This window comes from Rhodohalobacter sp. SW132 (assembly GCF_003390325.1).
In the GTDB taxonomy this organism is placed as follows: Bacteria; Bacteroidota; Rhodothermia; order Balneolales; family Balneolaceae; genus SW132.
The window spans coordinates 38207-49964 of sequence record NZ_QUOK01000001.1; the positions used below are offsets into that span (position 1 = coordinate 38207).

The window sequence follows — 11758 nt, forward strand, 5'->3', positions numbered from 1 at the left end:
CGACTATGAAAAAAACACTTCTGATAAGCGTCGTATCCGTCCTCTTTTTACTATTTGGCGGAATTGAAAAAGCAACGGCTCAACAATTTGTCTATCAGCCGCTAAATCCGGCATTCGGGGGGAACCCGGGGAATTACGGATGGCTGCTGAACAGCGCGAATACACAAAACCTGTTTGAAGCAACCCGCCAGGCTGGTTTTCAACGCGATCCGCTGCAGGATTTCCAGGATTCTCTGCAGCGCCAGGTCCTTTCACAGCTTACACGCGATATCGTGCGGCGTGAATTTGGCGATGGGGAAGAACTTCAGGAGCAGGTCTTTGAATTCGGTGAATTCAGTATCGAAGTGATCCCGGGCGCAGATGGCGTTCAAATTCAGATATTCAATATCCTAACCGGTGACGAAACAAGAGTAACGGTTCCAAATTTTTAGATTATGAGAGCAACAATTCTGCTACTTACTTCCGCATTTATACTTTCAGTTCTGACCGCCTGCAGCGGAACTATGCGCCCGATGCATACCGAGCCGGCAACGCATGGAACCGTAAGCAAAAGTTATCACTCACTGAAACAACTGCCCGAACCGGAGGAGAAAATCGTGGCGGCTGTCTACCGTTTCCGTGATCAAACCGGTCAGTATAAACCGTCTGACCGGGTAGCAAGCTGGTCGACTGCCGTAACCCAGGGAGCAACGTCTATCCTGATGAAAGCGATGGAAGAGTCCGGCTGGTTTGTGCCGATTGAGCGGGAAAGCATTTCAAACCTGCTGAATGAGCGGCAGATTATTCAGAATATCCGTCAGCAGCATTCGGGCGGACAGGCACCACAGCCGCTCCCCCCGCTTCTTTTTGCCGGGGTGATGCTTGAAGGCGGTATTGTCGGGTACGACACGAACGTAATTACTGGCGGACTCGGCGCGCGCTACCTCGGTACCGGCGGATCGGGCCAGTATCGAAAAGACCAGGTGACCATCTACCTAAGGGCGGTTTCCACCCAGAGCGGACGCGTATTGAAAACGGTTCACACCACAAAATCGATCGTATCACAGCAGCTCGACAGCGGCCTGTTCCGGTTTATTGACACCAACCGGCTCCTCGAAGCGGAAACCGGCTACACCTATAACGAACCTCCGGTGATGGCGGTTACCGAAGCGATTGATGATGCGCTGAAACAACTGATTTTGGAAGGGATTGAAGAGCAGGTCTGGACCGCAAGAGATTATGATGAAGTGCTGGCCTACCGCGAGCAGTTCAATTACGAGAAGAAGAAAGAGGAGCAGCTGAAACGAGATTATTTTGGGATGATTGACCGCCCTGAACTGCGCGGCGGATGGAGTTTTGGAACGAACGCATCGATCGGCAGCGTGATCGGGAATTACAACAATCCGGATATCAACCCCGGCGTTTCTCTGCAGATTGAGCGCGCTATCAATTCAACATTTTCATTTCGGGCTAACGGCCAGCGAACCCGGGTTAGTGCTCCATCAGCCTACTCAAACCCGGTCAATTCTGCGGAGCTGCTGCTGAACGCATACATCACCCCGAGGTATTCACTCTCGCCATTTGTGGCAGCGGGAGGCGGAGCGTTTATTTTTGATAAGAAGTTTGATGATATCAGCGAGCAGATATTTCCCTTCGTAGCTTTACAGGCGGGATTTGATTACCGTTTCAACAATCGGCTTGGGATGAACATCAGCACCAGTTACCGTTACCTGCTCATTGACGGGCTTGATGGCGTCTCCTTTGGAAAGTTCAACGATCAGCACTGGGGTGTGAATGCAGGTGTTACCTGGCGTCCAGGGTTTTTGAACTGATTAAGATGTAGTTGGGTGACTAAAACCTAAGAGAGTATTGTAAACGTTATCCAAATACATCGTCAGCGGTGAGAGTAAGTTTTTCAAGTACCACAGAGGAAAGTTTTTGGGTTCCACTGACGGTTGCAAGTAGCTGAAAAGAGTTCTTTTTTAACACAAGCTGTTCGATTGTTTTTGCTTGTGAATCAACGATCCAGTACTCTTTCACACCATATTTTTCATAGAGGACCGACTTCTTCTGTCGGTCGATGTTTTCAGTGTTATCGGACAAAACCTCCACTACAAGATCGGGAGCATCAACTATATTCTTTTTGGTGATGATATTCAGTCGTTCACGAGCTATGAAAATCAGATCAGGCTGAACGACATCAGTCATCGACAGTACGACATCGACGGGAGCAATAAGGATCTCACCGATTTCATTCTCATTCACAAATGGATCCAGAAGCCGAAATATATTTAAAAGTATTCGCTGGTGCTGAGTGGTTGGTGCTGGTGTCATATACAGTTCTCCCCCAATGATTTGATGCTGATTTCCATCATCGGGCAGACCCCGGTAATCATCGTATGTCGTCAATTGTGATAGTGTAGATATAGGCATTATGATCCCTTTTTATCTGTTATCATATTTTAGATACTAAAAAGACGAAAATCAAATGAAGGTTATTTTATCAGATTCTACATAATTTAAAGTGCCTTCGTCTTCTCCCAGAGGAGACCTGCCTATGGAACAATCGGCAGTCGAATTGCAACTGATAGTTCTTTTTCTAAAAAACAAAACCGCTTATAATTCCGGCACTTCTCGTATTGTGCGTCAAATCAAAAGTAAGTGAAGGTGATACAATAAATAGTAAACGCCTGGTTAGTTCAACGCTCAGTCCCATGTCAACCGCAAGTGATGAGGCCTGGTCCGGTTTGCCGGCAACGAATGGAGAGTAGATATACGATATTCCGGGGTAGAGTGATGCTTTCTCCATCTGCAGCTCCCGCACTACATATGCCCCCATAAACGCAGAAAGTCCTCTCTGAACGTCCGCCTCTTTGGAGTACGTTTTTGTTCCTCCAACAATCGCCTGAAAGGAAAATGGGTTATCTTCCCACTGTTTCAGCGGTGAAAATGTAATGCTGCCGCCTACGTTTCTGAAGGAGTATGGATAACCACCACTAAACGTACCCTCAAAATCAGAGACTGTGAAGGAAAAATCTGTTCCGCGGGCCGGTGACATACCCAGTGCAAATGATCTGCCGTTTAGATCAGAATTGTTTGCTGATAGGCCAAAACCTGCTGAAATACTGCTTCCTTTTTGCTTTGTATAGATGCTTTGTGAAAAAATTTGTTGAACAGAGAGGATAAGCGTGATTGATATCAATAGAAGGAATTTGAAACGCATCTGATTCTCCCCGGAATTTTAACCCGGATCTTGTTAAAGGTGAGCTTAAAAGTGAAATTATGGAGTTTTTAAATCACTTTAAATAGCCTGGAGAGTGATAAAACAAATATTTTTTACAGCAACAAAGCCCTGTTGCAAGATCTCTGTCAAAAATCGCCCACCAAATAATTCACATGGCCGGTTCCCGGCTCCCAGCCGACGGCAATTCCCAAATCAAACTGGAGATTACCTATTTTAAACCGCGTTCGGATTCCGCTGCCAAGTACCGTACGTGCTGAATCTGCGGTATTGTTCAGATCGGCTACGGTCTGGCTGAAGAGCACGAGATAGATATTTGAGAGATATACCGGCAGTAAAAATCCACCGTCATCCGGGTAAATCAAAGGGATCGTATACCGGGTTCCTACAATACCAAGATTCGGAGCGCCCGGCGCAGGCAGGGTTTCAAATAGGTTTGAGATGACGGACTGCGTATCAAAAACGGGCGCCGGTGTTTGGGTATACACCTGTGCCGACAACCGCAGGGATTGATTGAACCGCTGAAGCGGGGCCGCGAAAATATTCACCCCGGCCCGAAATCCTTTTCTTTGGGAAAATGTGCTGGATGCGGTCCCGCCAGGAAGCTGAAGCGTAAACGGCACCGAATTCAGACCGTACCTTGTCTGTGTGAAGAGCTGCACACCCGCATTCGGCTGCAGATCACGTGTATTTTGACGCAGATTGTAATTTAGGGTAGTATTCAGTCCGGCTGAATAGAGCGGATCTCCGAAATCGGAAAGTGGCTGACGGGCATCCGATGGCGACGTAAACCGTGTTTGCGAGACGGTGAACTTCGGTTCAATGAGAAAGGACGAAAATCGCACATTTTGTTCCATTCGGTAGCGAAAAGGAACAGAGAGCGTTGCACCGCGATTTTGAGCAATCGTTGAAAGAAGGGACGTTTCTCCATCGGAAGAGATCTGAAACGTGCTGAGTGACGGGCGGTTGTAGAGTTCAATTTCAAAGCCGGGGTAGCGTCCGGTGTAGCGGTAGGTGCCATCAAACCAAAATGCCCTGGCAAAATGGCTTACTTCAAGAGAGTAGGCGTGGCGACTCATCCGATCGGCACTTTCAAGCGAAATGCCAATCCGGTCGGCAGGATCGTTCATCTGCTCGATGGATGGAAGCCAGATCCTGGGCCGCAGCCATCCGAACCCGGTTCGATAATCTGAACTCTGCCAGTCAGAGCGGTCCGCGTCTTCCTGCCGGTTTAGGAGCGGACGGTCAAGATCATGTTCAACTGCGGCGGTTACGGACCACTCCGACCGGTCGAGCTGCCGGTCGTAAAGCTGTAACACTCCGATTCGAACAGGGAGCTGTTCATTTTCCCGCTGAATAATGTAGGTGAAAATTTCTTCATTCGGATCATAGGAACCCTCGAAAGCGCTGTACCTTGAATCTGTAATTTGGGTGATTTCATCCTGTTCAGCATGATATTCGTAGATATTCATCACACCACCGGCATCCGCCGTAAAAACCAGCCGTTCACCATCGGGCGACCAAACTGGATCAAAAATGGAGGCCCGCTCAAATACAATATCGGGATCATCCCGAAAGAGCACGGTTTCGGAATCGGGATCTTTAAACCAGATCGCCTGAACGCCATGTTTTTTGCCAAGAATTGCGATGGAGCCGTTGCGGCTGTCGCCGGGAGCCACCGCTGTAACTGAGGTGTGATCCGCCATCTCGTAGGTGCGCGTGATTTCTCCCGTTTCAGGATCAACTGTTACCAGACGTCGGGTAATGCCCTCCGTTTGTGTGGCGTATAGACTGCCGCCGCTGAAAGATGGCGAAGCGAGGCGCTGGTTGCGTGTGATCCTCCGTGAGGTGCCGTCGAAAAGATCGAGCTGGTGGAGATCGGCGCGAAACTGGTTGTCGTAAATGGAATCGGTATGATAGCGGGAATAGATCAAAGAGCTGCCATCCGGCGAGAGGGAGTAGTGGTTGTCGCCGGTGATGGTCACTTCATAAAAAAGCCGGCTGTTTGAGCTGCCGGAAGAGTGTTTGTAAAACCCGGTGGTGCGGTTGCAGGATCGTCCGAAAAAGAGGATGTCATCATTGCTGAGTGTGAGCGGACGGTTGGCTCGTCTGCACGTTGCCCGAAAGGGGATCGATTCTGAAAGTGCATCAGTATCCGCATCGAGATCATCAAGCCGCTCTGCTTCCTGCCGGCGTTGATCGGCCATAAAATCGGAGTAGAGGCTGCCGGGCCACTCGCCGGTTGTGGTTCGGAGAGCAAAGCCAAATCCAAAAAACGGCATCTGATAGTGGCGATTGATCGACCGGCGGATTACATCCTCACCATAATTTGAACGCAGCCAGTTGATAAACGCATATCCGCCGATGTAGTGACGATTAAACGGAGGGGTGTAGGTGGTGGTGTGAACGAGCTGACCCATCGACCACGGGTTGCCTGCGCCCATCATGGCGTAGAGCTGATTGTTAAAATAGGGGTAATTTCCTCGGCCGGAAGCAGGCATGGTGTTGTGGCTTTCATGCTCAACGGCAACACCTTCCAGAATACCGAGCGGAGCTGCCGCGTGAATAGAGCGTCGGGCATCGGGTGAAAAGAGCCCCAGTGGTCTGACGATCGACGGCGGATTGGCACTGAAATGAAGGGCGTGTACCAGCTCATGCGGTACAACAGATTCCAGCCAGTCGCCCGATCTGGGGCTCAGCGATTTACCGAGGAACGGCGCGATCTCAATCTCAGACCGGAAGTTGAATGGCGAAACAAATCCGTTGGATCGGTCATTTTCGGGATTTAAAATGACGGGGAAATCACGCAGCTCACCACCAACAAGTCCCTGGATATCTCTATATTCAAGTTCAAGGATCGAGAGCGTCCGTTCGGCTTCCTGGCGGTATCTTTCAGGAAAAATTACACGGAATTGCTCTGTCTGAAGCTGCTGCCAGTTCTGCCCGGGTGAGCGGTATTGAGTGCCGTAAAACTGAGCCTGCAGATCGGCAGTGATCATCAGGAAAAGAAGAGAAAAAAGCAGAGATGTCTTCATTTGTAAAGCTGAACAGTGGGGTTAAAAGCCTGTCATCCAGTATACATAAAATATTGCAAATCCTGTGAGGAACAGGAGTCCGCAGATCGCCAGAAGTTTGAGCCATGCGGGAGGACGGTATTTCTCATCCAGGCCGGAGTGGAAGATGAGCCGGTAGTTTATGAAAGCCAGGATCGGGGCGGTCAGGAAGGAGAGCGTTGTCGCGAGGTCGATCATCAGGCGAAACCTATCTCCCATAAAAAGCAGAAAACTGAGTGATCCGAGTGAGATGGTGATCAGCAGAACCCGGTATTGCAGATTGCCGGGACTGTCGTTTTTTTCTTGTGATTTGAATGAGCGGATCAGCAGGCTGCAGACGCGCGGGTAGGTGTCGGTTACCGTGAAGGTTGTGCTGAACATCGTTGAAAATGCACAGATGGTAATCAGCAGGTAGGACCACTCACCGAGAGTTTGGGTATACAGGCTAATCAGCTGTTGCGAAAAGAGCGCAGCGCTCGGGGCGAAAGCCTGGCCCGTACCGTACATCACCTGGGCGCCGAGTACCAGGAATCCCACGGCAAAAAGGGCCGCACCAAGATACCCGATATTGAAATCGGTTAATGATTCGCGGAGTGTTGGAGTGTAATGGGTCTGCTTTGAACGCTCGAGTGTCCAGATGGAATGCCAGACGGAGGCGTCGATCGGGATCGGCATCCATCCCATCAAAGCAATAAGAAAGGCAACGCCGGAGACGGTCCAGATTTCCGGAGCCAAAAAATCTGTGGTTGTAGATGGTTCCGCTTTGAAAAGTGCGGCACAAACGGCAATAAGTGTGGAAACCGCAAGTACGACGATAAAGAGTTTAATCACGCCATCGAGTACGGCATAACTGTTTTTAAAAAGAAAGAGCAGGCAGATGGCCAGGATGATTGCGCTCCAGACTCCGGGCGAGAGCGCTATGCCGGTAAGCTCGGCCGCTAAACTTGCGGTAACTACGGTAACGGCCGCCTGGATGGCAAACATGGTTCCGGTTGTAAAGAGAATAAAAATCCAGATCGCCCACGATCCGAGTTTTTTATATCCGTCGATCATGTGCCGGCCGGTGGCAATGGCGTAACGCGGACCGAATTCCAGAAATGGATATTTAAACAGGTTGGCCAGCAAAACGGCCCATATGAGAGCATAACCAAACTCTGCACCTGCCCGGGTGGATTGCACAAGATGGGAAACTCCAATCGCGGCAGCGGCCATTAATAATCCGGGACCGAGGCTTTTTTTTAAATTACTACTCATTATTTTGAAACAAATGCTTTTGAGTTCAATTGGAACCATTATAGTAAAGTTTTTTTTGTACTAACAAAGCAAATATCTACACATAACGCCAACTCACACAAGAGGTAAAGAATGGTAAGTGAAAAAACGGTTGATGAAATCCTTGAACAAAACGGAAACCCGCTTATAACCCTGTCTATGCCCACTCATAAAAAAGGGGAAGAGGTGAAACAGGATCCGATTCGTTTTAAGAACCTGCTCACGAAAGTACAGGAACGACTCGATGAAATGGGAATGAAGCAGGCGGAATATGATAAACTGCTCAAAAAAGCCCACAATTTGCTGGAACAACCGCGATTCTGGACCCACCAGGATCATGGGCTGGTGGTTTATATTGCGAAAAATCATTTCAGCTACTATAAGCTTCCCTATGATGTGGAAGAGCGGGCATACGTAAATACCCATTTTTTAATTACACCGATACTGCCCATGGTAAGTATGGACGGAGTTTTTAACGTGCTGGCAGTTAGCAGAAGTAATGCAAGATTGCTTCAGTGCACCCGAAATGAAGTGCGTGATATCACACCGGAAGGTGCAAATACAAGCGTTGACGACTACCTGGAAGAAGCGCCTGAACAGGAACTTCAGTTCCATACCGGTGCCGAAGGAAACGACGCGATGTTTTTCGGACACGGAGCAGGAGATGAAGACCGCAGGATTGTGGTTGAACAATACTTCCGTGAACTGGAAAAAAATATCACGGATATGCTGAAGCAGTCCAATGATCCGCTGGTGATGGTCGGACTGGAAGATAATATCGCATTCTACAAAAAAATCAATAACTATAACCGGACAGTTGATAATATCATAGATGCAAATCCTGATGAAATGAAAGACGCCGAGTTAAAAAGTGCCGGTTGGAAAGTGATCCAGGAGCATTTCCTGAAGGATATGTACCGCTCTCTGGAACAGTTTTCAGAACATAACAATGAGAAGGTTTCGAATAACATAGCCGACGTTATAGAGTCAACGGTGATGGGGCGTTCGAAAACTATTTTCATCACCCGCGGGGAAGATCGCTGGGGACATTATGATGAGGAGAAACACGAAGTTCACCTCACAGATGAGCCTTCAAACGGTGATGTGGACCTGCTGAACTGGCTTGCTGCGAAAGGACGTGAAACGGGGAGCAACGTATATATGCTTCCGCGCGATCAGATGCCGCTGAAAGCCACCGTAGCAGCTGAATTCCGGTTCTGAGTGGATTCAAAACGTAATCAATTAAAAAAATGCAGTGTCGATTTGGTTCGGCACTGCGTTTTTTTGTTAAATACAGATTTAGTAACCATATAAAAAACGATCTGATATCTATTTGAATTTACATTTTTTTTGCCATTTTTAGAGTGTTAATACTCAACTAAACAGGTAAGAAAATGGCGCAAAACATTTCCCGTAAAGATTTTTTGGTCAGGGCAGGATCGGCACTGGCAGTTTCATCCATAGGTTTTCCATCCATCATTATTCCCCGAAAAAATGAGAAACTGGGAGTAGCCCTGGTGGGGCTTGGGAATTATAGTACCAACCAGCTGGCCCCCGGTCTTCAGGAGACAGAACACTGTGAACTTCGCGGAATTGTCACTGGTTCACCCGAGAAAATTCCGGTTTGGCAGGAGCGGTATGGCATAAAAGACAGCAACGTCTATAATTATGAGAATATGCACCAGATCGCTAATAATGATGATATTGATATCGTGTATATCGTCCTGCCGAACAATATGCACGCTGAATACTCAATCATAGGGGCCGAAGCGGGTAAACACGTATGGTGCGAAAAGCCGATGGCTATGAATGCTGAGGAGTGCAGGGAAATGATACGTGCGGCCGAAAGAAACAGGGTGCAATTGACCATTGGTTACAGAATGCAGCACGAACCCAACACCCAAACCATCATAGGGTATGGCCAAGACGAAACCTATGGCGAGATTACAGAGATTCGCTCCGGTGGCGGATTTAACGGAGGCTTTCTGGAAGGGACCTGGCGAACGGTTGCCAATATGGGCGGTGGTGCCATGTACGATATGGGCGTTTATCCGCTGAATGCAGCCCGTTACTCTTCCGGAATGGAACCGGTTGCCGTTCGTGCAAAACAGTGGACTGACAGGACCGATATATTTCCCAATGTGGATGAACACATGGATTTTGATCTTGAATTTCCTGACGGAATGATTGCAAACTGTAAAACCAGTTTCGGTAATAACATGAACTATCTTGAGGTCGACTGCACGGATGGCTGGTATCGGCTGGAACCATTTTTATCTTATACTGGCGTCCAGGGAGAAACCAGCAGCGGCACAGAGCTTCCTGAAGATCCCAATCATCAGCAGGCGCGCCAGATGGATAACGATGCCCTTGCCATCAAAAACAGCACACAACCTGTCGTACCGGGCGAGGAAGGGCTGGCCGATATGGTTGTTGTGGATGCCATTTTTAAATCTGCTGCCAATGGCAATGAATGGGTTGAGTTGTAATTATTTCGAGGCAAAAACAGGCTTATAAAGTACCGTTCGATATCTGGCTATCTGCATAATCCACGGCCCGGGCAGTAAGTGCCATGTAGGTGATGCTTGGGTTTTGAGTTCCGGCGCTGGTCATACAGGAGCCGTCCGTCACAAAAACGTTGGGAACTTCATGCAGCTGATTCCAGCGATTCAGTACGCTCGTATCCGGGTCGTGCCCCATTCGTGCGGTACCCATTTCGTGAATGCAGGCTCCAACTGCAGTGGCGTTGTTGCTTGATGTAATATTCACACATCCTGCGGCTTCCAGCATCTCTACCGCGCACTGAACCCCGTGCTCGCGAAGTTTCTCCTCATTCTCACGCAGTTTAGCATCAAACGTGATGATGGGAATGCCGTACTGATCGGTTTTATTGAAATTGAGGTACATTCGATTTTCATGATAAGGGAGCAGCTCACCAAAACAGGTCATCCTGATTTGCCAGGATCCCGGCTGAAAGATGATCTCTTTCAGCTCTTCACCAATCACACCCTCCGGATATTCGGGAATTCGCTGGGCTGAACCCTGGTAACCGAATCCACGCAAATAATCACTCTGTTTTGTCTCTTCATCCAGGTTTGTAAACCTCGGGATATAAAACCCAACAGGCTTGCGGCCCGAGTAATAGGAATCTTCCAGCTTAGGAAGGATTCCCGCTGCACCCATTCCATAATGGTGGTCCATCATGTTATGGCCCAGTTCACCGCTTGAATTGCCCAGCCCGTTGGGAAACGCTTCTGAGCGGCTGTTCAGTAAAATTGCTGTAGATCCCACCGTACTGGCGCAGCAAAAAATAATTCTCGCTGATATTTCAATCTCTTCTTTGGATTCGGCATCAATCAAACGAACACCGGTGGCATTTCCGGAATCTTCATCATAAACGATCTCTTTCACAATACTGAACGGGCGAACCGTTAGATTTCCTGTCTCCTCAGCAACCGGCAGAGTAGCCGACTGACTGCTGAAATAAGCACCGAACGGGCAGCCGCGCCAGCAGCGGTCACGCACAACGCACTGTCCCCGATTTCCTTTATGCACTTCGGGATCATATTCCGAAAGGTTTGCGACACGCCCGGGTGTTACCACACGGCCGGGGTATTTTTGCGCTACGGATTCCCGCAAATGCTGTTCAGCCGCGTTCAGGGGGAAGGGTTTTAAAAATTTTCCGTCGGGAACCTGCTTCAATCCCTCTGCCTGACCGCTGATGCCAACAAAAGGCTCTACATAGTCGTACCACGGCTCAATATCTGCATAGCGAATCGGCCAGTCGATGGCAATTCCCTCTTTTTTATTGGCTTCAAAATCAAGATCACTGAAGCGATAGCAGTGCCGCCCCCACATCAGTGAACGGCCGCCTACATGATGGCCGCGAATCCAGTCAAAACGCGCATCTTCCTCATATGGATATTCATCATCTTTATTGATCCAGTGCTTATTATCCTGACGAACCCACCAGGGGAGCCGGTCCTGTTTATTATAGTGCTGCTCAATTTCTTCACGGGGTACCCTGTTTTGATAAGGGAGCTCCCAAATGTCATCGTTTGCCGTAGGATACTCTCCGTGCCTTACCATGCGTCCGCGTTCGAGTACAATGGTTTTGTATCCCTTCTTACAGAGCTCCATGGCTGCATAACCGCCGCTGATTCCCGAACCAATTACAATAGCATCAAAATCTTTTGAATCTGATTTTTCCATA

The 11758-nt window shown here is 48.7% G+C and carries 9 protein-coding genes; 4 read left to right on the forward strand and 5 right to left on the reverse strand.

Translation table 11 applies throughout. The annotated features are described in order from the left end of the window. Nucleotides 1-5 precede the first annotated feature (5 nt). Both DYD21_RS00150 and DYD21_RS00155 read left to right on the forward strand, forming a co-directional pair. Nucleotides 6-431: a curli production assembly/transport component CsgF gene (locus DYD21_RS00150; protein ID WP_116030650.1), complete on the forward strand. Its 426-nt coding sequence runs from the start codon at nucleotides 6-8 to the stop codon at nucleotides 429-431. 3 nt (nucleotides 432-434) lie between these two features. Then, entirely contained in the window at nucleotides 435-1811 is a 1377-nt protein-coding gene (locus DYD21_RS00155) for a CsgG/HfaB family protein (protein WP_116030652.1), read from the forward strand. A gap of 46 nt (nucleotides 1812-1857) precedes the next feature. Here DYD21_RS00155 and DYD21_RS00160 read toward each other — a convergent pair whose 3' ends face one another. From DYD21_RS00160 to DYD21_RS00175, 4 genes are all read right to left on the reverse strand, one after another. Next, the gene (locus tag DYD21_RS00160; protein WP_116030654.1) at nucleotides 1858-2412 is read right to left on the reverse strand and encodes a Uma2 family endonuclease; all 555 of its coding nucleotides are present in this window, start codon (nucleotides 2410-2412) and stop codon (nucleotides 1858-1860) included. Nucleotides 2413-2578: 166 nt separating this feature from the next. After that, on the reverse strand, nucleotides 2579-3202 hold the full coding sequence (locus DYD21_RS00165; RefSeq protein ID WP_116030656.1) for a hypothetical protein: 624 nt from the start codon (nucleotides 3200-3202) through the stop codon (nucleotides 2579-2581). A gap of 146 nt (nucleotides 3203-3348) precedes the next feature. Then, nucleotides 3349-6255, reverse strand: coding sequence for a PD40 domain-containing protein (locus DYD21_RS00170; protein WP_116030659.1), 2907 nt, complete (start codon nucleotides 6253-6255; stop codon nucleotides 3349-3351). Between the two features lie 21 nt (nucleotides 6256-6276). Next, on the reverse strand, nucleotides 6277-7527 hold the full coding sequence (locus DYD21_RS00175) for an Nramp family divalent metal transporter (RefSeq protein WP_116030661.1): 1251 nt from the start codon (nucleotides 7525-7527) through the stop codon (nucleotides 6277-6279). A 111-nt stretch (nucleotides 7528-7638) separates the two neighbouring features. Here DYD21_RS00175 and DYD21_RS00180 point away from each other — a divergent pair, with 111 nt between their 5' ends. Then, nucleotides 7639-8766 carry a hypothetical protein gene (locus tag DYD21_RS00180; protein ID WP_116030664.1) on the forward strand — a complete coding sequence of 376 codons (1128 nt, stop codon included), beginning with the start codon at nucleotides 7639-7641 and terminating at the stop codon, nucleotides 8764-8766. Nucleotides 8767-8939: 173 nt separating this feature from the next. After that, a complete protein-coding gene (locus DYD21_RS00185) occupies nucleotides 8940-10034 on the forward strand; it encodes a Gfo/Idh/MocA family protein (RefSeq protein ID WP_116030666.1) in 1095 nt (364 codons plus the stop codon). A gap of 22 nt (nucleotides 10035-10056) precedes the next feature. Here the strand turns inward: DYD21_RS00185 and DYD21_RS00190 are convergent, their stop codons facing one another. Continuing rightward, nucleotides 10057-11757, reverse strand: a complete 1701-nt coding sequence (locus DYD21_RS00190; protein WP_116030669.1) for a GMC oxidoreductase — start codon at nucleotides 11755-11757, stop codon at nucleotides 10057-10059. Nucleotide 11758: the final 1 nt, after the last annotated feature.

Bases quoted from the DNA above. Each gene is read 5' to 3' on its own strand.
- DYD21_RS00150 (WP_116030650.1), top strand. From the start codon at position 6: ATGAAAAAAACACTTCTGATAAGCGTCGTATCCGTCCTCTTTTTACTA.
- DYD21_RS00155 (WP_116030652.1), top strand. From the start codon at position 435: ATGAGAGCAACAATTCTGCTACTTACTTCCGCATTTATACTTTCAGTT.
- DYD21_RS00160 (WP_116030654.1), bottom strand. From the start codon at position 2,412: ATGCCTATATCTACACTATCACAATTGACGACATACGATGATTACCGG.
- DYD21_RS00165 (WP_116030656.1), bottom strand. From the start codon at position 3,202: ATGCGTTTCAAATTCCTTCTATTGATATCAATCACGCTTATCCTCTCT.
- DYD21_RS00170 (WP_116030659.1), bottom strand. From the start codon at position 6,255: ATGAAGACATCTCTGCTTTTTTCTCTTCTTTTCCTGATGATCACTGCC.
- DYD21_RS00175 (WP_116030661.1), bottom strand. From the start codon at position 7,527: ATGAGTAGTAATTTAAAAAAAAGCCTCGGTCCCGGATTATTAATGGCC.
- DYD21_RS00180 (WP_116030664.1), top strand. From the start codon at position 7,639: ATGGTAAGTGAAAAAACGGTTGATGAAATCCTTGAACAAAACGGAAAC.
- DYD21_RS00185 (WP_116030666.1), top strand. From the start codon at position 8,940: ATGGCGCAAAACATTTCCCGTAAAGATTTTTTGGTCAGGGCAGGATCG.
- DYD21_RS00190 (WP_116030669.1), bottom strand. From the start codon at position 11,757: ATGGAAAAATCAGATTCAAAAGATTTTGATGCTATTGTAATTGGTTCG.